The organism is Rhizobium rhododendri (assembly GCF_007000325.2).
GTDB classification, from domain to species: domain Bacteria; phylum Pseudomonadota; class Alphaproteobacteria; order Rhizobiales; family Rhizobiaceae; genus Rhizobium; species Rhizobium rhododendri.
In genome coordinates, this window is sequence record NZ_CP117267.1 from 2,706,058 (window position 1) to 2,729,237 (window position 23,180).

At 61.8% G+C, this 23,180-nt stretch carries 26 protein-coding genes, 1 other RNA gene and 1 pseudogene; 19 read left to right on the forward strand and 9 right to left on the reverse strand.

The window, feature by feature from the left end:
• Positions 1-104: 104 nt before the first annotated feature.
• Complete coding sequence (locus PR018_RS13125) at positions 105-1,301, reverse strand: MFS transporter (protein ID WP_142831488.1); 1,197 nt, start codon at positions 1,299-1,301, stop codon at positions 105-107.
• Positions 1,302-1,504: 203 nt separating this feature from the next.
• On the opposite strand from PR018_RS13125, the gene PR018_RS13130 reads away from it, so the two are divergent.
• Positions 1,505-2,038 (forward strand): ribonuclease H family protein, encoded by a 534-nt coding sequence (locus tag PR018_RS13130; RefSeq protein ID WP_142831489.1) that lies wholly within the window; start codon positions 1,505-1,507, stop codon positions 2,036-2,038.
• A 42-nt stretch (positions 2,039-2,080) separates the two neighbouring features.
• On the opposite strand, the gene PR018_RS13135 is transcribed toward PR018_RS13130, so the two are convergent.
• Positions 2,081-2,671 (reverse strand): c-type cytochrome, encoded by a 591-nt coding sequence (locus PR018_RS13135; protein WP_142831490.1) that lies wholly within the window; start codon positions 2,669-2,671, stop codon positions 2,081-2,083.
• 149 nt (positions 2,672-2,820) lie between these two features.
• Between PR018_RS13135 and PR018_RS13140 the strand changes: the two genes are divergently transcribed.
• The 5 genes from PR018_RS13140 (at position 2,821) to PR018_RS13160 (ending at position 5,803) form a co-directional block, all read left to right on the forward strand.
• On the forward strand, positions 2,821-3,576 hold the full coding sequence (locus PR018_RS13140) for a 3-deoxy-manno-octulosonate cytidylyltransferase (RefSeq protein WP_142831491.1): 756 nt from the start codon (positions 2,821-2,823) through the stop codon (positions 3,574-3,576).
• Between the two features lie 10 nt (positions 3,577-3,586).
• Complete coding sequence (locus tag PR018_RS13145) at positions 3,587-4,441, forward strand: prephenate dehydratase (protein WP_142831492.1); 855 nt, start codon at positions 3,587-3,589, stop codon at positions 4,439-4,441.
• Between the two features lie 39 nt (positions 4,442-4,480).
• On the forward strand, positions 4,481-4,714 hold the full coding sequence (locus tag PR018_RS13150; RefSeq protein ID WP_142831493.1) for a BrnA antitoxin family protein: 234 nt from the start codon (positions 4,481-4,483) through the stop codon (positions 4,712-4,714).
• Between the two features lie 78 nt (positions 4,715-4,792).
• Complete coding sequence (locus PR018_RS13155) at positions 4,793-5,308, forward strand: GNAT family N-acetyltransferase (protein ID WP_142831494.1); 516 nt, start codon at positions 4,793-4,795, stop codon at positions 5,306-5,308.
• A 99-nt stretch (positions 5,309-5,407) separates the two neighbouring features.
• Positions 5,408-5,803, forward strand: a complete 396-nt coding sequence (locus PR018_RS13160; protein WP_142831565.1) for a (R)-mandelonitrile lyase — start codon at positions 5,408-5,410, stop codon at positions 5,801-5,803.
• Positions 5,804-5,808: 5 nt separating this feature from the next.
• On the opposite strand, the gene PR018_RS13165 is transcribed toward PR018_RS13160, so the two are convergent.
• A complete protein-coding gene (locus PR018_RS13165) occupies positions 5,809-6,054 on the reverse strand; it encodes a DUF6434 domain-containing protein (protein ID WP_142831495.1) in 246 nt (81 codons plus the stop codon).
• Between the two features lie 182 nt (positions 6,055-6,236).
• Here PR018_RS13165 and PR018_RS13170 point away from each other — a divergent pair, with 182 nt between their 5' ends.
• Positions 6,237-6,416, forward strand: coding sequence for a hypothetical protein (locus PR018_RS13170; RefSeq protein WP_111220881.1), 180 nt, complete (start codon positions 6,237-6,239; stop codon positions 6,414-6,416).
• Between the two features lie 19 nt (positions 6,417-6,435).
• Here the strand turns inward: PR018_RS13170 and PR018_RS13175 are convergent.
• Positions 6,436-6,803: pseudogene (locus PR018_RS13175) on the reverse strand (VOC family protein).
• A gap of 92 nt (positions 6,804-6,895) precedes the next feature.
• On the reverse strand, positions 6,896-7,807 hold the full coding sequence (locus tag PR018_RS13180) for a LysR family transcriptional regulator (RefSeq protein ID WP_142831496.1): 912 nt from the start codon (positions 7,805-7,807) through the stop codon (positions 6,896-6,898).
• 114 nt (positions 7,808-7,921) lie between these two features.
• On the opposite strand from PR018_RS13180, the gene PR018_RS13185 reads away from it, so the two are divergent.
• The gene (locus PR018_RS13185; RefSeq protein ID WP_142831497.1) at positions 7,922-8,617 is read left to right on the forward strand and encodes an NADPH-dependent F420 reductase; all 696 of its coding nucleotides are present in this window, start codon (positions 7,922-7,924) and stop codon (positions 8,615-8,617) included.
• 62 nt (positions 8,618-8,679) lie between these two features.
• Here PR018_RS13185 and PR018_RS13190 read toward each other — a convergent pair whose 3' ends face one another.
• The 3 genes from PR018_RS13190 to PR018_RS13200 are packed head-to-tail and all read right to left on the reverse strand — an operon-like array spanning position 8,680 to position 10,748.
• Positions 8,680-9,375 carry a helix-turn-helix transcriptional regulator gene (locus tag PR018_RS13190; protein WP_142831498.1) on the reverse strand — a complete coding sequence of 232 codons (696 nt, stop codon included), beginning with the start codon at positions 9,373-9,375 and terminating at the stop codon, positions 8,680-8,682.
• Positions 9,376-9,381: 6 nt separating this feature from the next.
• Positions 9,382-10,341 carry an NAD(+) diphosphatase gene (gene nudC, locus PR018_RS13195; RefSeq protein ID WP_142831499.1) on the reverse strand — a complete coding sequence of 320 codons (960 nt, stop codon included), beginning with the start codon at positions 10,339-10,341 and terminating at the stop codon, positions 9,382-9,384.
• Entirely contained in the window at positions 10,338-10,748 is a 411-nt protein-coding gene (locus PR018_RS13200) for an HIT family protein (protein ID WP_142831500.1), read from the reverse strand. The genes nudC and PR018_RS13200 overlap by 4 nt, the downstream gene beginning before the upstream one ends.
• A gap of 90 nt (positions 10,749-10,838) precedes the next feature.
• Between PR018_RS13200 and ffs the strand changes: the two genes are divergently transcribed.
• The 3 genes from ffs to PR018_RS13215 all read left to right on the forward strand — a co-directional run bounded on the left by ffs (position 10,839) and on the right by PR018_RS13215 (position 13,223).
• An RNA gene (gene ffs / locus PR018_RS13205) (signal recognition particle sRNA small type) lies at positions 10,839-10,935 on the forward strand.
• A 46-nt stretch (positions 10,936-10,981) separates the two neighbouring features.
• Positions 10,982-12,862 (forward strand): DNA polymerase III subunit gamma/tau, encoded by a 1,881-nt coding sequence (locus PR018_RS13210; RefSeq protein ID WP_142831501.1) that lies wholly within the window; start codon positions 10,982-10,984, stop codon positions 12,860-12,862.
• A 37-nt stretch (positions 12,863-12,899) separates the two neighbouring features.
• Positions 12,900-13,223, forward strand: coding sequence for a YbaB/EbfC family nucleoid-associated protein (locus PR018_RS13215; protein WP_142831502.1), 324 nt, complete (start codon positions 12,900-12,902; stop codon positions 13,221-13,223).
• An 81-nt stretch (positions 13,224-13,304) separates the two neighbouring features.
• Here PR018_RS13215 and PR018_RS13220 read toward each other — a convergent pair whose 3' ends face one another.
• Positions 13,305-13,922 (reverse strand): MOSC domain-containing protein, encoded by a 618-nt coding sequence (locus PR018_RS13220; protein ID WP_142831503.1) that lies wholly within the window; start codon positions 13,920-13,922, stop codon positions 13,305-13,307.
• Positions 13,923-13,979: 57 nt separating this feature from the next.
• Between PR018_RS13220 and recR the strand changes: the two genes are divergently transcribed.
• From recR to rbfA, 8 genes are all read left to right on the forward strand, one after another.
• Positions 13,980-14,585, forward strand: coding sequence for a recombination mediator RecR (gene recR, locus PR018_RS13225; protein WP_111220871.1), 606 nt, complete (start codon positions 13,980-13,982; stop codon positions 14,583-14,585).
• A 179-nt stretch (positions 14,586-14,764) separates the two neighbouring features.
• Positions 14,765-16,009 (forward strand): lytic murein transglycosylase, encoded by a 1,245-nt coding sequence (locus PR018_RS13230; protein WP_142831504.1) that lies wholly within the window; start codon positions 14,765-14,767, stop codon positions 16,007-16,009.
• A 148-nt stretch (positions 16,010-16,157) separates the two neighbouring features.
• Positions 16,158-16,775 (forward strand): ribosome maturation factor RimP, encoded by a 618-nt coding sequence (rimP, locus tag PR018_RS13235; protein ID WP_142831505.1) that lies wholly within the window; start codon positions 16,158-16,160, stop codon positions 16,773-16,775.
• 45 nt (positions 16,776-16,820) lie between these two features.
• Positions 16,821-18,443 (forward strand): transcription termination factor NusA, encoded by a 1,623-nt coding sequence (gene nusA, locus PR018_RS13240; protein ID WP_142831506.1) that lies wholly within the window; start codon positions 16,821-16,823, stop codon positions 18,441-18,443.
• Positions 18,440-19,132: an RNA-binding protein gene (locus tag PR018_RS13245; protein WP_142831507.1), complete on the forward strand. Its 693-nt coding sequence runs from the start codon at positions 18,440-18,442 to the stop codon at positions 19,130-19,132. The genes nusA and PR018_RS13245 overlap by 4 nt, the downstream gene beginning before the upstream one ends.
• 100 nt (positions 19,133-19,232) lie before the next feature.
• Positions 19,233-21,971: a translation initiation factor IF-2 gene (infB, locus tag PR018_RS13250; RefSeq protein ID WP_142831508.1), complete on the forward strand. Its 2,739-nt coding sequence runs from the start codon at positions 19,233-19,235 to the stop codon at positions 21,969-21,971.
• 83 nt (positions 21,972-22,054) lie between these two features.
• Positions 22,055-22,696 carry a YcxB family protein gene (locus tag PR018_RS13255; RefSeq protein ID WP_142831509.1) on the forward strand — a complete coding sequence of 214 codons (642 nt, stop codon included), beginning with the start codon at positions 22,055-22,057 and terminating at the stop codon, positions 22,694-22,696.
• A 69-nt stretch (positions 22,697-22,765) separates the two neighbouring features.
• Positions 22,766-23,176 (forward strand): 30S ribosome-binding factor RbfA, encoded by a 411-nt coding sequence (gene rbfA / locus PR018_RS13260; RefSeq protein ID WP_142831510.1) that lies wholly within the window; start codon positions 22,766-22,768, stop codon positions 23,174-23,176.
• The last annotated feature ends 4 nt before the right edge of the window (positions 23,177-23,180 follow it).

A 23,180-nucleotide genomic window follows, 5' to 3' on the forward strand; every position in this document is an offset into this window, starting at 1 on the left:
GAACGCGCTGACCACGGATGTACTGGCAGACGGCGATGGAAGCAGACCGCCGGGATGACCGGCTGCGGAAAAGCGGGCAGTGCCCGCTTTTTTTGTGCCTTTTTTCAGGATCGACGTCCCTCGAAGAAGAGCGAAACACCCAGCAGCGTTGCTGCGAGACAGATCAGGCAGACGCAGACGATGCAAACGCCGATCCAGCCGGCAAGCGTCCAGGCCATGCCGCCGGCGAATGCACCGAGTGCACCACCGGAAAACGTCGAAACCATATACATCGTGTTCAGCCGGCCGCGGATTTCATGACCGATGGCAAATATCCGCGTCTGGTTGGCGATCTGGCCGCTCTGCAAGCCGAAATCGAGCAGGTTGACGGCAACGACCAATGCCAGAAGATGCGTCGTCCCCAGGGTGGCGGCAATCGCGAAGCTGGCGAGCAGGGCGCAGAAGGCAAGAGCATTCACCCGCGAGGAACCCCAGCGGTCGGCAAGTCGCCCTCCAATCGGCGCCATCAACGCACCGGGGGCACCCCACAGCCCGAAAAGGCCGGCAGCGGCGGCTCCGAGTCCGAAGGCAGGGCTGGCGAGATGGAATGCCAGCGTCGCCCAGAAAGCCGAAAAAGCGCCGAAAGCCAGGAAATTCATTCCCATCGACAACAGCAGCGGCCGGTGCTTCAACAGCGGCACGAGCGAGGCCAGCAGCTTGCCGTAGCTCATTTTCTGCATCATCTGCGGTCGCTGCGGCATGAAGGCCGGAACGAAGAAGAAAAGGATCAGCGTGAGAACCGCAGCCAAGCCGTACGACGCACGCCAGCTGTCGGTATATCCCGCCACAAGACCGGAGACTGTGCGCGACAACAGGATGCCCATGACCAGGCCGGTGGTCATCGTACCGACGACCCGGCCCCGCTTTTCTGCCGGCACCAGCGAGGTGGCGAGCGGTATCAGCACCTGTGGCACGACGGTGACCAGCGCAAGACAGGCGCTGGCACCGATAAGCACGCCAATACCTGGCGCAAGCGCCGCTCCGAGAAGGCCGATCGCCGTCAGCGCCATCAGCCAGCGCAGCAACCTGCGTGGCTCGGCAATATCGGCAAGCGGCACCAGCAGGAGAATGCCGAACGCGTAGCCGACCTGGGTCGCTACCGCAACCAGCGACGACACATGCTCGGGAACGCCAAAGCTAACGGCGATCTGGCCGAGCAGCGGTTGGCAGAGATAGATATTGCCGACCATTACGCCACAGGCGGCGGCCATCAAGGGTATGGTGCCGCGATGGATTTCAGGCAACGACTGCGAATTGGGCATCAAAAGACTCACATTGGCATAAGCGCGCAGAACGTCACGCTTCGGCTATCTTGTCGAGGTCACAGGGTGTGCCGATTATGCAATGCAGCATCCCGCTCGTGACCGAGGTAAGCGGCGGCCACAGCATTCGAGGTTGGCAACGGCCAATGTATCCGGGTTAGGATGTTCCAGTTCTCCAGCGACGTCTCCGATAGGCCAACCTATTGACCGCCAAGCCTACTCAACCCTTGCAAGCCAATCCAGCGGCTGTGCCGCACGGACTTCATGTCTTCACCGACGGCTGCGTCGAGCCCGGTTCCGGCGATGGAGGCTGGGCCTATGTCGTGTATCGCAATGGACTCGAGATATCCTCGGGCTGCGGCGGCGTCGCAAAGACCGCCAACAATGCCATGGAAATCATGGCCGTGCTGGAGGCAGCAGAATGGATCGCGAGCAATGCCGCCGGTGAAGATGTCGTGATCTGGTCCGATTCGCTGTACGCCGTCAGGGGCTGCAACGCCTTCCGGCAGATATGGAAAGGAAACGGCTGGAAAAAGATCGACGCCAACCCCAACGTCCGGCGGAGGACGATCGCCCATGCAGAGCTTTGGAAGATGCTCGATCTAAAGCTGTCGCAAAATCCGCTTGTCAGGATCGAATGGTGCAAAGGCCACTTCGGCATAGACGGCAACGAGCGCGCCGACGCGCTTGCCGACCAGGGCCGCCGCACGATCCAGCGGCAGGGCAGGCGGACGTGAGGACCCGGCCACGGATGGCCGGGCTTTGTCGTCGGATCAGGCTCAGTTGGTAGCGGGCGCCGGCGCGGCGGCAGCATCCGGCAGCGGTGCAGGCGTATCGGCCAGCGTCCGGAGATAGGCGATGACATTGGCCCGGTCGGTTTCCTTCGGCAGGCCTGCAAAGCCCATTGCCGTGCCGGGAATGTATTTCTTCGGCGCCGCCAGAAAATGCGTGAGATGGTCGTAGGTCCACTTCTCCGAGCTACCCTTGGAAAAATCCTTGATCGCTGCGGAATAGCCGAAGCCCTCATGCGAGGCGATCGGCCGGTCGACGATGCCGTAGAGGTTTGGCCCGACCTTGTTCGGCCCGCCCTTGCTGCCGTCATGACAGGCCTGACACTTCTTGAAGATTGTTTCGCCAACCTTGGCGTCGGCCTTCTGCAACAGCTGGGCGATCGGCGTTTCCGGCGCTGCCGCAGCAGTTTTACCACTGGCGCCACCGGCCGGTGCCGTCTCGTCGGCGACAATGATAAAGCCTGGCTTCTCCGGCGGCTCCGAAGCAAACAGCGCGCCGGACACCAGCGACACCGACTTCAACACGAACAACGTCGCCAAAAGCGCACCGAGTCCCATGTTCACGTAGGATGAATTCATCTGCTATGTTCCCCTCCCCGGCAAACCCGCCGGCCCCATCTTGAATTCGGCCGAAACCTGTGTCTTCTGACTGTCCCTTACAAAACTCTCCACCCAGCTCGGAACATCACACTTTTTGACATTTTTCCGACGGGAATAAAAGGCCAACAATGACGTACCTCGATATCGGCAAGACGCTGGTCCTCATCCCCGCCCGTCTGGCGTCTACCCGACTGCCAGGCAAACCGTTGGCCGACATTGCCGGCTTGCCCATGATCGTACAGGTTGCCATGCGCGCGCGCGAAGCGGCTATCGGTCGCATCGTCGTCGCCGTCGACCATTCCGACACGTTCGATGTCGTCAGAGACGCCGGCTTCGAGGTGGTGATGACCCGCGAGGACCATCAATCCGGCTCCGATCGCATTCACGAGGCGCTGCGCGCTGTCGATCCGGACGGTCGCATCGAGACAATCGTCAATGTCCAGGGCGACCTGCCGACCATCGACCCCGCCACAATCCGCGCTGCCCTGAAGCCGCTCGAAGATACCGCCGTCGATATTGCGACGCTGACGGTGGAAATCCGCGACGAGGAGGAAAAGACCAATCCCAACGTCGTCAAGATCGTCGGCTCGCCGCTGTCGGACAGCCGGCTGAGGGCACTCTATTTTACCCGCGCCACCGCCCCCCATGGCAAAGGGCCGCTCTACCATCATATCGGCCTCTACGCCTATCGCCGCGCGGCACTCGAGCGTTTCGTGACGCTTGCCCCATCGACGCTGGAAAAACGTGAATCGCTCGAGCAGCTGCGTGCCCTCGAAGCCGGCATGCGCATCGACGCCGAGATCGTTGACACGGTTCCGCTGGGTGTCGATACTCGGGCCGACCTCGAAAAGGCCCGCCGAATGCTCTCCGGCGCCTCTCTCTGACGGATTTTTCATGACAGCCAAGACCAACAAGATTGCCTTCCAGGGCGAATACGGCGCCAATTCCGACATGGCATGCCGCGACATGTTTCCCGGCATGGAGCCGCTGCCATGCCAGACCTTCGAGGATGCGTTCACCGCAGTCGACAATGGCGATGCCGATCTCGCGATGATCCCGATCGAAAACACAATCGCCGGCCGTGTTGCCGATATCCACCACCTGCTGCCGGAATCCAACCTGCACATCATCGGCGAATATTTCATGCCGATCCGCTTCCAGCTGATGGTGCTCCCGGGTGTCACCCATGACGAGATCCGCACCGTCCACAGCCACATCCATGCGCTCGGACAATGCCGCAAGATCGTTCGAGCCAACGGCTGGAAACCGGTCATCGCCGGCGACACTGCGGGCGCTGCAAAGCTGGTGCAGGAAACAGGCGACCGCTCGATGGCGGCGCTGGCCCCCCGGCTGGCCGCCGACCTCTACCATCTCGACATCATCGCCGAGAATGTCGAGGATGTCGAAAGCAACACGACACGCTTCGTCGTGCTGGCCCGCGACGAGGCATGGGCCGAGCGCACATCGAAGGACGAAAAGATCGTCACGACTTTCGTCTATAATGTCCGCAACATCCCGGCCGCCCTCTACAAGGCGCTTGGCGGTTTCGCCACAAACGGCATCAACATGACCAAGCTGGAGAGCTACCAGCTCGGCGGAAAGTTCGTGGCCACCCAGTTTTACGCCGACATCGAAGGCCATCCGTCGGACCCGAACGTCCGCCAGGCGCTGGAGGAACTGCGGTTCTTCTCCGAAAAGGTCCGCATCCTCGGCGTCTACAAAGGCCACCCGACGCGCGGCTCGATGTAGGCATTGCAACTGCCGACCGTCACACAGAAGGAAAACGCCATGGCCACGCCACCCCGCCGCCCGGTCAGCCCGATGGACGCCGCAGAGGCGCTATTCAAACCGACAAAGAAGCCCGTCGCCCCTGCAGTCGAGCGCCCTGCCGTGCCCAACACGAAGGAGATGGTGTCGATCAGGCTCGACAGCGACGTGCTCGCCCACTTCCAGGAAGACGGTCCCGGCTGGCAGGACCGCATCAACGACACGCTGCGTGCAGCCATGCTGGCCAAGGATTAGCATCCGGCCACACTCCATGCCGGGATAACGCGCAGAACGCATGGCTCCTGCAGCAGACCGGCAATTGAATGGACCCTCATGATCACCTTCCAGCCTATGCTTCCCGCAGAGTTCCCCGCATACCTGGATTACTTCATCGCTGACTACGCAGATGAAATTGCTGAGAACTATGCCATGTCTTCGGCCGCTGCGCGGATACTGGCTGAGCGCGAGGTCGCGGCGGAGCTTCCGGCCGGCCCGCAAACCGCAGGCCAGGAATTGCTCTGCATATTCAGCGAGCAGAACCCAGCGCAACCCATTGGCTATCTCTGGTATCGCTCCGACAAAGACCACCATTCGGCTTTTGTCTGCGACTTCTGCATACTCCCGGAGTACCGGGGACAAGGTCGCGGTCACTCTGCTCTGGCTGCCCTGGAAGCGATGATGCGGCAACAGGGATACACGGAGATCAAGCTGCGTGTGGCTGCCGATAACGCTCGCGCTCAACACCTATACGCCGTCGGCGGCTTTCGCGTCACTGGGCTCAATATGTCCAAACGCATCGGCGCTGAAGCGGTGCCGGAAAAAGCCCTCGCCAACGAGCCCATCATCTGACTTTCCGAATTGAGGGTGCACACACCTGATCCGGTGCATTCCGCGCGCTAAGTAACGATTACCGGCGGCAGGAGAATGCCGCGCAACAGGAGAGTTCTCATGAAGATCACCCGCAGCGGTTCGCTTCCCTCGGCCAAGGGCCCATCCGACTACTTCACCGGCACGGTGCGCATCGATGCGCCGTTCAAGGGCGAGGATCCGGCCCGGATCGGCGGCGCCACCGTCACATTCGAACCCGGCGCACGCACCGCCTGGCACACGCACCCGCTCGGCCAGACCCTGCTCGTGCTGTCCGGCCTCGGCCGTGCGCAGCGAGAGGGTGGCCCGATCGAAGAGATCCGCCCCGGCGACATCGTCTGGTTCGCACCGGGTGAGAAACACTGGCACGGCGCTGCACCTTCAACAGCCATGAGCCATGTCGCCATCGCCGAAGCGCTTGACGGCAAGGTCGTCGATTGGCTCGAGCACGTCACCGATGAGCAGTACGAGGGCTGATAGGATCACGCATCGGTCGCTGCAGGTGATGCCGGCTGACGCTTTGCAGCCTCGCGCCGGCACCACTCGTCGGCAGCACTGCCCATAGTCTGGCCGACAGCCGTCTTAAGCCAGCCCATGAAGGGGCGGTCGAACCTGAACCCTTCGCCACATTCCGCCTGGAAAAATCGACGGACGTTCCGCCTATTGCGATAGGATGCCGTCAACGGCGTCGCGCGCGTGATTTCACTGCTATGCCAGTCGAATGCCATTAGCCCCACTAACCGTCTACCCCTGCACCGCGTTGGTATCCGTCGCCTGGTTTACCCGTAATGCACCACGGTTCCATGCACCAAGCTCACGGCAGATCATCAATATGTGAATGGGCATGTTGCAGTGCAATGTGCTAAGTAGTTAGCTTACTACCTATCCACTACGATGAAGGTTGAAAAGCATGTCGGAAGATAAGAGCACACATCTGGTATCCGTTCTCAAGACCATGATCAGAGACCACGGCATGCCGCGGTCCCTGGATGAGATCACCGATCCGGACTTTCGCAGCATGGCAGTCGCGCATATCGATGAATTCGATGAAGCCCGCGATGAATGTGAAAGCGACCTCACCCTGAACTGATGCGGAACTGCGGTGCAGCCTACTGATCCGGTTCGCAAACACGCAGGCGATGGCCATCGGGATCGAGCGCCACGAAGGTCTCTCCGAAATCCATCGTCGTCAACTCCTGCGCAATCGGCATTCCCTGGCTGCACCACTCCCGGTAATGGGCGGCAATGCTGCCCTTGCCCGGCAGGGCAAAGCCGATTTCTCCGCGATTTCCAAGCGCTGAAGGCTGAGGTTCCACAGAACTACGACGCCAGAGCCCGAGCATGAAACCGTTATCGAGCGCAAAGGCGGCATAATTCGGCGAATCCGCCACGGGCTCGCGACCAAGAAGGCCGCGATAGAAACGACGCTCTCGGCCGGGTCCTTGACGTAGAGAATGATGAGATTGGGGTTGGTCATTTTCGTTGCTCCTTGTTGTCGATGGAGCAACGATAGCAGCAACCACTGACAGTTTATGGCAGCAGTGTGGGCAAGGCATCTGAGTTGTTCTTCTATGTTGCGCCACCGGCTTTCGCCTCGCCGAACTCCTCCATGACGGCCTCGATGAAGCTTTTGAGTTTCGGGGTCTGGCGGCGGTCGGGGTGGAAGAGAAGATGCATCGGTCGCGTCTCCGTCCGGTAGTCCGTCAGCACCCTGACGAGACGACCATCGGCCAGCATGTCCCGCGCGTGGTCGTAGGCAATCAGCGCGATGCCGAAACCGCCCACCGCAGCCGAGAGCAACCCCTTTGCATCGTTCACCCGCAAGCGCCCCTGCACCTTCGGTTCATAAACGCTGTCGCCCATCTCGAAACGCCAGTGATAGTTCTCCGGCTGCGACCACAGAGCCTGCCCCAGGCATTCGTGGTATTCGAGATCGGCAGGATGGGTCGGAGTTCCGCGTTCCCGCAGGTAGTCCGGCGAGGCACAGAGCACGACGCGAAACGGCGCAAGCCTATACTTGGTGAGGGTCGTGTCCCCGACATGCCCGATGCGGAACACTGCCTCGAAGGACTCCTTGACCGGATCGACATACTTGTCGTCGAGAACCAGATCGATTTCCACGTCGGGATATCGACGCAGATAGCGAGTCACGAGACCGATCAGGCTCTGTGAGCCGAACGAAACAGGAGCGTTTATGCGCAGGCGCCCCTGCGGTGTGCCCTTGGCCTGCTCCGCAACCGCATCGGCCCAGTCGGCATCGGCCAGCACCAGCTTGCACCGGTCATAGTAGGTCCGGCCGATCTCGGTGACGCTTTGCCGCCGGGTGGTGCGATAGAGCAAGCGTGCGCCGAGGCGCGCCTCGAGATAATTGACATGCTTGGCCACCATCTGCTGCGAGATGCCAAGCACAGTGGCAGCAGACGCAAAGGAGCCCATCTCTACCGAGGTGACATAGGCATTCATGCTGACGAGACGATCCATTCCCTACTCCTGGTAGTGATTGTTAGCATCCTATTGCGATTTATCGCGATGTGAACAGGAATTATGGTCCATTTGTCTCTCCACGAAGGAGACGGGCAATTCGGAGTATTTGATATGAAAATCGGAATTATCGGTGCCGGCAATATTGGCGGCGCGCTCGCAACCCTGCTTGCCAAGGCGGGACACCAGATCGATATCGCCAACTCGCGCGGTCCGGCCACGCTTTCGGAGTTGGCCACGAAAACAGGCGCACGCGCCGCGACCGTCGAAGCAGCTGTGCTCGACAAGGACGTTGTCGTCGTGACTATCCCCCTCAACGCCATCCCGTCGCTGCCTCGCGACCTCTTCGCCAAAGTGCCCGCGAAGACCATCGTCATCGACACCAACAACTATTATCCCCGCGAACGCGACGGCGCGGTGGCCGACATCGAAAACGGCATGACGGAAAGCGCCTGGGTGGCAAAGCAACTCGGCCGCGACGTGGTGAAGGCATTCAACATGATCTACGCCACGAGCCTCGCCGAGCTTGGCAAGCCGGCAGGCCAGCCGGGTCGCATAGCAATTGCAGTGGCCGGCAACGATCAGGCCTCTAAAGCCGTCGTCATCGGCCTGATCGATGAGATCGGTTTCGACGCCGTGGATGCCGGAAGCCTGGACGACTCCTGGCGCCAGCAACCGGGCTCGCCTGTCTATGTGAAGGATCATGACGCAGCCGGCGTACGCCAGGCGCTGACGGAGGCCAGCCCCCAGCGGACGGACCAGTGGAAGGCAACCCCACGCAGCCCCGGCACCTTCGACGCGCCTGCGTAAACGCCAGCAACCTGACGAACCAGATCATGCGCCTAACCCGCGCAGGGTCCGGTCGCCCTGCATCAGGCATTCCGGGCATAGTCGTCGATCTCGCGCCACTCTTTCATCAGCACCGCCCGACGGCGGGGATAACGACCGTCCTGAACGGTCATGTCGCCGATCCGGTCTGTGCGGAAATGTCGGTAGTCGCGGCGAAGCTCGCACCACGCGGCCATGATGCGGATATGTTCGAGATAGCCGAGCGCGAAGGGCCAGACCTTCCGGACGGAAACGGCACCGCTCTCGTCGGTATAGTTGAGCTCGAGAATGCGCTCCATTCGGATCGCCCGGCGGATGACCGAAAGATCCGCCTTGTCTTCGCTTATGCGGCGCGGACCGACCAGCAACGTCGCCGAATCGATCTCGTCGCGCATTTCTTCAGGCAGGACGGCAGCGATCTTGGCCATCGCATCGGCGCCGGCCGCGGCCAGTCGCGGCTCGGCAGCCCGCGCCACCCACCGCGAACCGAGCACCAGAGCCTCGATCTCGTCTTGCGAAAACATCATCGGCGGCAACATGAAGCCCGGCTTCAGCACATAGCCGACGCCGGCCTCGCCTTCGATATGCGCCCCTTGCGCTTGCAGGCTGGCAATATCACGGTAGAGCGTCCGCAGGCTCACGCCCGTCTCCTCCGCCAGCGCCGCCCCGGTCACTGGACGGCGATGGCGACGCAGGGCCTGCAGGAGAGTCAGCAGCCGCTCGGAACGGGCCATGGCAATATCCGCCTAGCGCTTCCACTCGATCCAGTCGCGCATCAGCCGGTGGGCTATGGCACCCTTCGGTGGCGAGGTATGGCCGGATGCATCCACCCGCTCCAGCATTGCCAGCGTCTCCTCCGGCGTAAACCAGCGACAATCGTCGAGCTCGGTGGAGTCGATGTGGATTTCGGTGGATTTCGCTTCGGCATAGCAGCCGATCATCAGCGAATGCGGCATCGGCCACGGCTGCGAGGCGTGATAGCGGATGCGGCCGGTGGCGATGCCGGATTCCTCGTGCGTCTCGCGGCGCACCGCGCTTTCGATCGTCTCGCCCGGCTCGACGAAACCGGCAAGGCACGAATACATTCCCGGCGGGAAGTGGTGGCTTCGACCGAGCAGACAGAGCCCTCGGGCCTCATCGACGACGAGCATGATGACAACGGGGTCGGTGCGCGGAAAAATCGTATGCTGGCAGGCCGTGCAGATGCGCTTGTAGCCGCCAATATGGCCTTCGCTTGCAGATCCGCAACGGCCGCAAAAACGGTTGTCGCTATTCCAGCGGAGGAGGCTGGCAGCCTGTGCCGCCTCGCCCAGAATTTCGCCTTCGAACAGATGCTCGCGCCACAGCGCCCGCATGTCTGTCGCCTTGTACTGGCTGGCAAGATCGTCGGCACCGACACCCACCGGCACCGCGAGCCGCGGCTCGCCGCTTTTCTTGTAGCCAAGCAGCACCGCATTATCCCAATCCGGATCGAGCTCGGCCAGTTCGTATTTGGCAAACAGCGGATCGAGGATCTGGCCGTCATGCTTCAGCACCAGCTTTTCGCCGGCAAAGGCCAGGATATGGGTCCCATCGATGGACAGCGCTTTTTCCACCGAGCTTTCATCGCGATGCTCAGAGTCGCGGTTCAGTGCGTTCTCGGCAAAGGCGGTAAGGCTGCTGGGCTCGGGGTGTGGCGCGTCGGAGGTGAAGAGGGAATGGCTCATGGGGACAGGGCTTTCTGCATTCGGGTCATGAAGGCGCGCATCTCGTCGTCCTCATAGGGCTCCTGATGGCCATGACCCCAGACGGGGCCCGGCCAGTTCGCATCCCCTTCGGACCGCGCAATGACATGAACATGCAGCTGTCGGACAATATTTCCAAGGGCGCCGACATTGATTTTCACAGCCCCAGTGACGCTCTTCAACGCGCTCGACACCATATTCGTCTCGAAGGTGAGCAAGGCTTGGTCGAGAGGCGTGAGCTCGAAAATTTCAGAGATTGCCTGCCGGCGCGGCACCAGCACAAGCCATGGCCAGCGGCGATCCTTCATCAGGCGCAGGTCGCAAAGACCTGTGATCGCAATAGACACTGTGTCCTTCGCCAGGCGATCATCGAGCACGAATGGGCTCATGGTGTCTCCTCCAGTATTTTTTCAAATGTTTAGCAGTTTTTTTGTGGGCGTGCTTGCATTTGATGGCGAGATTGCCGATATGTCGCTCCGGGAGGTTGGTGGTGGACGAGCCACTCGCCAACCGGGTCAGGTCCGGAAGGAAGCAGCCCCAACGAGCCAGGCACGGGTCATCGTGCCAGCCTCCCACCCTTTTCTCATAGCGATGTCCGGCTTGCCCGGCGACAAGCAGGGCGATGAGCGAAATCGAGCGACCAGCAAATTCAGCCGCGTCGACCGGCACCGGCTACAGGGTGCTGGCCCGCAAATATCGCCCCAAGGATTTTTCGGACCTGATGGTCGGCCAGGAGCCGATGGTCCGCACCCTGACCAATGCTTTCGAGACCGGCCGTATCGCCCAGGCCTACATGCTGACCGGCGTGCGCGGCGTCGGAAAGACCACGACCGCCCGCATCCTGGCCCGTGCCTTGAACTACAAGACCGCCGAAATCGACACGCCCACCATCGACCTGCGCATGCTCGGCGAGAACTGCCAGGCAATCATGGACGGCCGCCACGTCGATGTCATCGAGATGGACGCCGCCTCGCACACCGGCATCGACGACATCCGGGAAATCATCGAGCAAGTTCGCTATCGCCCGGTGTCGGCACGCTATAAAGTCTACATCATCGACGAAGTGCACATGCTGTCGACTGCCGCCTTCAACGGCCTGTTGAAGACGCTGGAAGAGCCGCCCGAGCATGTCAAATTCATCTTCGCGACGACGGAAATCCGCAAGGTGCCGATCACGGTGCTGTCGCGCTGCCAGCGCTTCGACCTGCGCCGCATCAGCGCCTCCGATCTCGTTGGCCTGTTCTCCACCATAGCTGCCAAGGAAGGCATCGAAGCCGAGGCTGAGGCCCTGGCGATGATCGCCCGCGCCGCCGAAGGCTCCGCCCGCGACGGCCTGTCGCTGCTCGACCAGGCAATCGCCCATGGCGGTGGCTCGGTGCAGGCCGATACCGTGCGCTCGATGCTCGGCCTTGCCGACCGCGCCCGTATCGTCGACCTGTTCCAGCATATCGTCAAAGGCGACGTTGCCGCTGCCCTTGCCGAATTCAACGGCCAGTACGAGGCCGGCGCCAACCCCGTGGTCGTGCTCACCGATCTTGCCGATTTCACGCATCTGGTGACACGCCTGAAATATGTGCCCGACTCGGCCAACGACCCCTCGCTGAGCGAGATCGAACGGGTCAGCGGCCTCGAATTTTCCCGGACGCTCGCAGTCACCACACTGTCGCGCATCTGGCAAATGTTGCTGAAGGGCATTCCGGAGACAGAAAACTCCTCGCGCACGGCGGGTGCCGCCGAAATGGTGCTGATCCGCCTCGCCCACGCCGCCCACCTGCCCTCGCCGGAGGATGCCGCAAGGCGCCTGGCCGAGATCGGCAGCGACAGCAGCGGCAGTCCGCGTCCCACCCCATCGGGAAACGGTAACGGCAACGGCGCTGGCGCTTCCGTTGCCTACCAGCCAGCCACATCCAGAAACGCCCCCGAGGCGGCCCCGCGCGCAAACAGCGGAGCAGCCACGATGCTGCGCGCCGTCCCAGATGCGGCACCGCAGCCTGTTGCCACCGGCCGCACCGAGGCAAAGCCCGTCGAGGCTCCGAAGCCCAGCGTCGCCATCCGGTCGATCGGCGATATTGCCGACCTCTGCGGCGTCAAGCGCGATCCACGGCTGAAGGCCATGGTGCGCACGTTCCTGCGGCCGGTGAAGCTCGAGCCCGGCCATCTCGATGTCAGCCTCGCGCCCGGCGCTCCCGGCACGTTGCTCAATGAGCTGGCCCTGAAGCTCAAGGAATGGACCGGCATCCACTGGATCGTCAGCCTCAGCCGCGATGGCGGAGCGCCGAGCGAGACAGAGGCGGAGACCAAGGCGCAAGCACAGCGCATGGTCGATGCCAGCCAGGACCCGGACGTTGCCGCGATCCTCTTGCAGTTTCCTGGCGCCAAGATCATCGACGTGCGCGTCCGCGCCGATCCGGATGACGATGCAGGCGATGAACCGCTCGCCGCGCCAGCCGTTGCCGAATCCGACGAAGGCGATATCCTGCCGGGCGATGACATAGAATTCTGATCGAACACCAAAAGACAGCAGAGAAGGAACGAAGGCGATGCGCGACATCATGGGAATGATGGGCAAGGTCAAGGAAATGCAGTCCAAGATGGAAAAGATGCAGGCAGAAATGTCTGACATCCATGCAGAAGGCAAGTCGGGCGGCGGTCTCGTCACCGTCACCCTGAACGGCAAGGGCGAGATGATCTCGCTGAAGATCGACCCGTCTCTGTTCAAGGAAGACGATGTCGAAATCCTCGAAGACCTCGTCGTCGCAGCCCACACCGATGCCAAGGGCAAGGCCGAAGCCATCGTCGCCGAAAAGACCAGGGAACTGACCGCCGGCCTGCCGATCCCTCCCGGCTTCAAGATGCCTCTCTGAGACCTGAGATCGATCGCAGCCTGGATCTCACCGGAGGACGGTCGCGCCATGCGCGGCCGTCGAGCGTTTCGACGGCGAGCCTCAGGCCTGCGCTTCGATCTTCTCGCGAAACTGCTTGTGCAGCGGCGTCGACAGATAGCGCTCCCGGTCCTTGGGCGACAGCTTGCGGCCGAATGTCTTCATCATCTCCGGCATCGTCACCCGCTCGCCTTCGAACGGCCGGTATTCGACACCGGTACCGGAAGACAGCGACGCCGGCTTCAGTACGCGGCAGTAGATGCCCGGCAGACCGGCATTCATGTAGCGCTTGACGAACTTCGGGTCGCCCATCTTGGCCGCGAAGGTGGCGCAGGGGATGCGCGGCGATGTCACCTCGAGCACGAGATCGCCCGCCACGAACCGGTCGCCAACGGCAACACTGGCATTGTCGAGCCCGTCGATGACCACATTCTCGCCGAACAGGCCGGGCGGAACCGGTTGCCCAAGTTCGCGTGCCCACCAGTCGAGCGTCAGCGAGCCCTCGACGTATACCGCCTGGCAGGGACCTCCATGATGCTTGCGATTGCAGACGGCGTCGCCGATCAGTCCGTTTTCATCGATCATGACCGCGCCGGAAACCGGATGCTTGTTGATGCCGGTCTTGTAGCTCTTGCCGGGCAGTTTTTCGGCATTGCCGGTGCAGACGGCGAGAATTTTCATGGGATGCTGTCTCCTGACGCGATTCCGTTTCTCTAGCATATGGTCTAAGAACGCCCCATGGCAAAACGAGTCACCGGTCCCGAAATTGAAAAACTGATCCAGTTGCTGGCCAAGGTGCCCGGCCTCGGGCCGCGTTCAGCGCGCCGCGCGGCGCTGCATCTGATCAAGAAAAAAGACCAGTTGCTCGGCCCCCTCTCGGTGGCCATGGGCGAGGCCCACGACAAGGTCAAGATCTGCTCGCACTGCGGCAACGTCGACACCGTCGACCCCTGCACGGTGTGCACAGACGACCGCCGGGACCAGGCCGTCATCATCGTCGTCGAGGATGTCGCCGACCTCTGGGCGCTGGAGCGGGCAGCAGCGATGAACACCGCATACCACGTACTCGGCGGCACGCTGTCGCCGCTCGACGGCGTCGGACCGGACGACCTCAACATCCGTGGCCTTGTCGCACGCGTCGCCGAAGGCGGCATCCGCGAGATCATCATTGCGGTCAACGCCACCGTCGAGGGCCAGACGACGGCACACTACATTACCGACCAACTCGCCGGCCTCGACGTCAGGATCACCCGTTTGGCCCACGGCGTCCCCGTTGGCGGCGAACTGGATTATCTCGACGAAGGCACCCTGACGGCGGCATTGAGGGCGAGGACGCTGATATGAACGAGAGATCGACGATGCGGATGATGGATATGACATCGCCCCCCTCCACCCTCCCTCATTCCTGTGCTCGTCACAGGAATCCAGCCATGGCGCGTCTGCGCCATGAGAAAACTCTGCGTCATGGAAAGTGTTTCTCGCCCAAGGACTTGGGCGACTGGATTCCTGTGACGAGCACAGGAATGAGGGAAATCGGGTCCCTCATCATTCTCGTCCTCCTCACACTCCTCCCGCTACCCGCCTTGGCAGCGCCCTCGAAGGCCGATGTCGAAGCGCAGTTCCAGGCCTGGGTCAAAACCGAGATCTATCCGGAAGCGCGCAAGGCCGGCGTCTCGGAAAAGACGCTGAACGCCGCCTTTGCCGGTGTCCAGTTGAACTGGAACCTGCCCGATCTTGCGCCGCCCGGCTTCCCGCCGGTGAAGCAGCGGCCGCAGAGCCAGGCAGAATTCTCGTCACCGGCACCCTATTTCAATAATGACCGGCTGCAACGATTGGCCGTCACCGGTCGCGGCTTCGCCTCGCAGTATTCTTCGACGCTGAAGCGGATCGAGAAAACCTATGGCGTGCCCGGCTCGATCGTGCTTGCCATCTGGGGCCGCGAGACCGGCTTCGGCGCCGCTACCATGAAGAACTCGGCGATTGCCATCCTTGCGACCGACGCCTTCATGTCGACCCGCAAGGAGATGTTCCGCACCGAGCTGATCACTGCCCTCGGCATTCTCGAGCATGGCGACATCGGCCCAGACCAGTTCAAGGGCTCCTATGCCGGTGCGCTCGGACAGCCGCAGTTCATGCCGTCGAGCTATCTGAAATATGCAGTCGATTTCGACGGCGACGGTCATCGCAACATCTGGACGTCAGTGCCGGACACTCTGGCATCGATTGCCAACTACCTGGTCCAGAAGGGCTGGCAGCGCGGCCGTGGCTGGGGTTACGAGGCGACGATACCGGCCGCTGTTTCCTGCGCCCAGGAAGGCCCGGATCTCGCCAAGCCGATTGGAAAATGGGCGGCGGACGGCATCACGCGCGTCAATGGCAGCGGCTTTCCGGCCAGTGAATTGAAAGCATCCGGCATGATGCTGGTGCCGGCCGGCCGCGACGGCCCGGCCTTTATCGTCACGCCCAATTTCTATGTCATAAAAGAGTATAACAACTCTGATCTCTATGCGCTCTATATCGGCAATCTCGCCGACCGCATCGCCGACAATACCGGCGCCTTCAAGGGACCATGGGGCGATGTCGGCAAGATGTTGCGCTCGGATGTCGCCGCAATGCAGAAGGCGCTGCAGCACAAGGGCTACGATGTCGGCGGTACGGACGGCTTGCCGGGCTATAAGACACGGCGCTCGATCGGCCAGTGGCAGGCAAAGAACGGCGAGCGGCCCACCTGCTACCCGGAGGCAAGAATGATGGGTGTGCTTAAATAGTCGCTGGCGATTGCAGACCTTGCAATTTGGTAAAAACCTGGCTATATCGCATTCAAATTCTTGATCGTCTGATGAAGGGTGGGCCGCGAGGACCCGCTCTTTTTTATTAGCTCGAGCATGGAATGCCAAATTTTCCAGGAGCGCATGCTTGTCGGACCTGACACACGCCGAAGACCCCAACGAACCCCGCCTGATCGTCGAAACCGGTCTGGACCAGCGCGTCGCCGCCATCATCGAACCGGTGATTGTTGACCTCGGCTACCGCCTCGTGCGCGTCCGGCTGATGAACCAGAACGGCGCGACGCTGCAGATCATGGCCGAGCGTCCTGACGGCACCATGACCGTCCAGGATTGCGAGGCGGTATCGCAAGCCGTTTCACCGGCTTTGGATGTGGATGATCCGATCGATAAGGCGTATCATCTCGAAGTGTCGTCGCCGGGCATCGATCGCCCGATGGTGCGCAAGTCGGATTTCAGTCGCTGGCAGGGCAACCTCGTCAAGTGCGAGACCTCGATCCTGGTCGATAACCGCAAGCGTTTCCGCGGCAAGATCATCGCCGTGGATGCCGATGGATTTACCATCGAACGTGACCAGCCGGCCTACGGCGAAGATCCGAAGGTCGTTATTCCGTTCACGACGCTAGCCGAAGCGAAGCTTATTCTGACTGACGATCTCATTCGTGACGCGCTGAAGGCCGACAAGCTGGCCAAGGCAGCGAACCATAACGAACAAGAAGAAGACGAAGATACTTCACCGATAGACTAACCGCCCACGGGACGGGAACCCGGGCAGGAAGACGGAGAAATTAAAATGGCAGTCAGTGCGAACCGCCTGGAACTTCTGCAGATCGCAGACGCCGTGGCGCGCGAAAAGGTCATCGATCGCGAGATCGTTCTTGCCGCAATGGCAGACGCGATCCAGAAGGCTGCGCGCTCCCGTTACGGTTCGGAATCGAACATCCGCGCGGACATCAACCCGAAGACCGGTGAAATCCGTCTGCAGCGTCTGCTCGAAGTGGTCGAAGTAGCGGAAGACTATGCGATCCAGATTCCGTTGGAACTGGCCCGCGACCGCAACCCCGACGCTGCCCTTGGCGACTTCATCGCCGATCCGCTGCCACCGATGGATTTCGGCCGCATCGCCGCCCAGTCTGCCAAGCAGGTCATCGTCCAGAAGGTCCGCGAAGCCGAGCGTGATCGTCAGTACGACGAGTTCAAGGAACGCGTCGGCGAAATCATCAACGGCACCGTCAAGCGCGTCGAATACGGCAACGTCATCGTCGACCTCGGTCGTGGCGAAGGCATCATCCGTCGCGACGAGATGATTCCGCGCGAAAACTTCCGCTACGGCGACCGCGTCCGCGCCTTTGTCTACGACGTCCGCCGCGAACAGCGCGGTCCGCAGATCTTCCTGTCGCGTACCCATCCGCAGTTCATGGTGAAGCTCTTCACCATGGAAGTGCCTGAAATCTACGACGGCATCATCCAGGTGAAGTCGGTTGCCCGCGACCCGGGCTCGCGCGCCAAGATCGCCGTCATCTCGAACGATTCGTCGATCGATCCTGTCGGCGCCTGCGTCGGTATGCGCGGTTCGCGCGTCCAGGCTGTTGTCGCCGAACTGCAGGGCGAGAAGATCGACATCATTCCGTGGAGCCAGGAGCCGGCGACTTTCGTCGTCAACGCCCTACAGCCTGCAGAAGTCACCAAGGTCGTGCTCGACGAAGATGCAGAGCGCATCGAAGTCGTCGTGCCGGACGAACAGCTGTCGCTGGCCATCGGCCGTCGCGGCCAGAACGTCCGCCTCGCTTCGCAGCTGACCGGCTGGGACATCGACATCATGACGGAAGCCGAGGAATCGGAACGCCGCCAGAAGGAATTCAACGAACGCACCACCCTGTTCATGGATGCGCTCGACGTCGACGAGATGGTCGGCCAGGTCCTTGCCTCCGAAGGCTTTGCCCAGGTCGAGGAACTCGCATTCGTCGATCTCGAGGAAATTGCCTCGATCGACGGTTTCGACGAGGAAACCGCCCAGGAAATCCAGCAGCGTGCACGCGAATTCATCGAGCGTAACGAAGCCGAGATGGACGAGAAGCGTAAGGCGCTCGGCGTTGCCGACGAATTGCTGCAGATCAACGGCATGACCGCCCAGATGATGGTGGCGCTCGGCGAAGACGGCATCAAGACGCTGGAAGACTTTGCGGGCTGCGCCTCCGACGACCTGATCGGTTGGACCGAACGCAAGAACGGCGAGACCAAGAAGTTCGAGGGCCTGTTCTCCAAGCTGGAGGTTTCGCGCGTCGAGGCCGAACAGATGGTCATCCAGGCACGTCTGGCCGTCGGCTGGATCACCGAAGACGAAGCAACTGTGCAGCTTGCAGAGGTGGCGGAAGCCGAACCTGAGGCTGAGCCCGATGCCGAGCAGGGAGCATGACCGCGGCACTCCAACAGGATGTTGCGCTTGACGACGACGATGTACCGACCGAGGAAAAAAACGGTCGCATGTGCATCGTCACCCGCGAGAGCGGTGATTTGGACGACCTGATCCGGTTCGTCGCCGCGCCAGACGGCACGGTGGTACCGGATCTGAAACGGCAATTGCCGGGACGCGGATGCTGGGTCAAGCTCGACCGGGCAACAGTCGACAAGGCGGTGGCAAAGAAGCTTTTTGCCCGCGCCCTGAAGGCGGATGTGAAGGCCGCCGAGGATCTCGGCGAAACTGTCGAGCGGCTGCTGAAGATGCAGCTTGCCGGCATGATGCATATGGCCCGCAAGGCGAGCCAGTTTATCAATGGCTCGTCGAAGGTCGACGGGGCAATCAGATCAGGCGGCGCAATTGCCGTCTACCACGCCGCGGACGCAGCCGATGACGGCGTCCGGAAAATCGACCAGGCCCGCAAGGCCTGGCATCTCGGAATGGAAACCGAGCAGGAAATACCATCTTCCCGTCCGTTCACGACGGCGGAAATGGACGAACTGATGGGCCAGAACGCTTTTATCCACGCCTGCGCGCTTGCAGGGCAGGCGGGTGAAGGTGTAGTGAAACGCGCAAACCTGCTCGAACGGTACCGCAACGGCGGTCAGTCCCGGGCAACGGGCGCCGCTGGCCAGCTAAAACAATGACGCGGACATCGGTGAACGCCGGACGCATCGTTAAGGTACATCGAATTAAAGACAGGGTCTGATGGTAGTCATCCGCCCTGTTTGAAGGAACAGGACCGGAATGACTGACAACAACGACGAAAAGACGCTGAGCGCATCGGGTAAGAAGACCCTCACACTGAAACCTTCAGGCGTGAACCAGGGCACCGTGCGTCAGGATATGGGTCGGGGTCGCACCAAAGCGGTCGTGGTCGAGACTCGCAAGCGCCGCCCTCTACGCCCGGAAGACGACAAGCAGGTGATCACGCCGGTCACGGCCCCAGCGCCTGCCGCTGCTGCACGCGTCGAGGCTGCACCGCAGCCTGCGGCCCGTCCGGCTCAGCCGCAGATCCAGACCCGCGTCAACCAGCCGAGCGGCATTGCTCCGCGTGCCCAGCCGGCAGCGCCGGCCTACCAGGCGCGTCCGCAGCAGGATCGCCCGTCGCGCCCGGTCGTGCTCAACCACCTTTCGCCAGACGAGATGGATGCCCGCCGCCGCGCGCTTGCCGATGCGCAGGCCCGTGACGCTGCAGACGCCATCCGCCGCGCCGAGGAAGACGCCCGCCGCAAGATCGAAGACGAAAAGCGTCGCATCGAGGAAGAGGCTGAAGCCGTTCGCCGCGCTGCAGATCTCGCTGCACGCGGTCCGGAAATCGCAGCTGCCGAAGCCGCCGCAGAAGCAGCGGCCGAGGAAGCAGCCCGTATCGAGGCTGCAAAGCCTCAGCCGGTCGCAGCTCCGCTCGTTCGCCGTGCAGATGCCGGCGCTCCGGCCGCACGCCCCGCCGTTGGCGACGTTGCCGGCCGCCGCAAGCCTCTTGGCGAGGAAGAAGAAAACCGTGGACCGCCGCGCACTGCCGTCATTCGCGGCAAGGTCGTTCGCGTCGAGCCGCCGAAGACACCGGCTCGTCCGAAGACCGAAGAAGAGCGCCGCCGTGGCAAGCTGACCGTCACGACAGCCAATGTCGACGACGACGGCACGGGTCGCGGTCGTTCGCTTTCGGCCATGCGTCGCCGCCAGGAGAAATTCCGCCGCGGCCAGATGCAGGAGACCCGTGAAAAGGTCCTGCGCGAAGTCATCCTGCCGGAAACCATCACAATCCAGGAACTCGCACAGCGTATGTCCGAGCGCGCCGTCGATGTTATCAAGTTCCTGATGAAGGAAGGCCAGATGATGAAGCCGGGCGACGTCATCGACGCCGATCTGGCTGAACTGATTGCGGTCGAATTCGGCCATACGGTCAAGCGCGTATCGGAATCCGACGTCGAACTGGGCCTGTTCAATGGCTCGCAGGAAGACGAAGAGCTGGTCTCGCGTCCTCCGGTTGTCACCATCATGGGCCACGTCGACCACGGCAAGACCTCGCTGCTCGATGCCATCCGCAAGACCAGCGTCGTCTCCGGCGAAGCTGGCGGCATCACCCAGCATATCGGTGCCTATCAGGTCGAGCAGAACGGCCAGAAGATCACCTTCATCGACACCCCGGGCCACGCCGCGTTCACCGCCATGCGTGCCCGTGGTGCGCAGGCTACCGACATCGCCATCCTTGTGGTCGCGGCCGACGACAGCGTCATGCCGCAGACGATCGAATCCATCGCCCATGCAAAGGCTGCCGGCGTGCCGATCATCGTCGCCATCAACAAGGTCGACAAGCACGAAGCCGATCCGCAGAAGGTCCGTAACCAGCTGCTGCAGCATGATGTGTTCGTGGAAACCATGGGCGGTGAAGTGCTGGACGTCGAAGTCTCGGCCAAGACCGGCCTGAATCTCGACAAGCTGCTCGAAGCCGTGCTGCTGCAGTCGGAAATTCTCGACCTCAAGTCCAACCCGTCGCGTCCTGCCGAAGGTACGGTCATCGAAGCCCAGCTCGACCGCGGTCGTGGCCCGGTTGCGACTGTTCTCGTCCAGAAGGGCACGCTGCGTCCCGGCCAGATCATCGTTGCCGGCGATCAGTGGGGCCGCGTTCGCGCGCTGGTCAACGACAAGGGCGAGCAGGTCAAGGAAGCCGGTCCCGCCACGCCGGTCGAGGTTCTCGGCCTCTCCGGTACGCCGTCTGCCGGTGATCGCTTCGCGATCGTCGATAGCGAAAGCCGGGCCCGCGAGATTTCCGAATATCGCCAGCGCCTCACCCGCGACAAGGCCGCTGCCCGTCAGTCCGGTCAGCGCGGCTCGCTGGAACAGATGATGACGTTGCTTCAGAACAACGTTCTCAAGGAATTCCCGCTGGTCATCAAGGGCGACGTGCAGGGCTCGATCGAAGCCATCAACGGCGCGCTCGACAAGCTCGGCACCGACGAAGTGCGTGCTCGCATCGTCCATTCGGGCGCCGGTGCCATCACCGAATCGGATGTCTCGCTGGCGGAAGCCTCGGGCGCCGCGATCATCGGCTTCAACGTCCGCGCCAATGCACAGGCCCGTGCGTTCGCCGAACGCGAAGGCATCGAGATCCGCTACTACAGCATCATCTACGATCTCGTCGACGACGTGAAGCAGGCGATGTCCGGTCTTCTTTCGCCGGAACGCCGCGAAACCTTCATCGGCAACGCCGAGATCCTCGAAGTCTTCAACATCACGAAGACAGGCAAAGTGGCCGGTTGCCGCGTTACCGAAGGCAAGGTCGAGCGTGGAGCAGGCGTCCGCCTTATCCGCGACAACGTCGTTGTCCACGAAGGCAAGCTCAAGACACTCAAGCGCTTCAAGGACGAAGTCTCCGACGTGCCGATGGGCCAGGAGTGCGGCATGGCCTTCGAGAACTACGAAGACATGCGTGCCGGCGACGTCATCGAATGCTTCCGCGTCGAACACATCACGCGTACGCTCTGATCGCTCGCGCATTATTGCCAAGATATCCAAACCGCCGGTGCAAACCGGCGGTTTTTTGTTGAATTCGGCCGACGAACAGTCGAATGCTGCGCGACGTTATCCTCAAGGCTTCTCATATGCTTACATCACCGCTGTCGCAGGACGACCGTTTCAGCCTGTCCTACATCCGCCAGCCCGGTGAGGAAGCCCATGTCATCAGCGAGGCCATCGGGCGGTTCGGCCATCCACTGACCCCGCGCGCCAGCATCAACGGCTGGTACCTTATGGTCGGCGTCCTCGGTGGGGCAGCGCTCAGCCTTTTTCTCAATATCTACCGCAGCCTCATCCTGCTTCCCTCGTTCGGGCCGACGCCGCTGATCGATGTGTTCAACCTGATGCTCATCTGCTCGGTCCCCTGCCTTGCCGTCTGCGTGCTGATGATGCTTTCGCTCCGGCGCGAGGCCTACCTTCAGCGGAGCGCAAGAGCGAGCCGCATCCTTCCGGATGCCACCGTGATGGTCAGCGTCTCGCCGGAGGGTATCGCCTGGGAACGGCCCGGCGCCACGACGACCTTGGCCTGGACAATGATTTCCGCCATCGAGGAACGGCATGGCCGTATCGAGTTCGACAGCGAGGCGACGGTCCACTACATCCCGGCCCATGCCTTCCATAACCGGCAGGAACAGGACGCGGTTCTGGCTCGCATTCGCAACCTCTGGCAGCCGCCCGCCCCAGCAAAGCCTTGACCTTTTCAGCATATCAGGGCATGTGAGCCGCTTTATCGCGTCCCTTTGGACGCCGCTGATGGAAACACCATGACCAGACCCACTACCTCCGCGCCCTCGCAGCGCATGCTTCGCGTTGGCGAACAGGTCCGAGGCGCCATAACGCAGGTGCTGCAGCGCGGCGAAGTCCGCGAGCCGGTCCTCGAAAAGACCGTGCTTGCCATCTCGGAAGTGCGCATGTCGCCGGACCTGAAGGTTGCCACCGCTTACGTTTCGCCGCTCGGCGTCGCCGACCACGATACGATCATCGATCTGCTCAACAAGCACGCCAAATATATACGCGGCCGTGTCGGCCCGCTGCTTCGCCAGCTGAAATACATGCCGGAACTCCGCTTCAAGGACGACACTAGCTTTGATAACTACAAGAAGATCGACGATCTCCTGAAGTCGCCGGAAGTCCAGCGCGATCTCGGCCCCGATACCGACGACACCCAATCATAGTAGA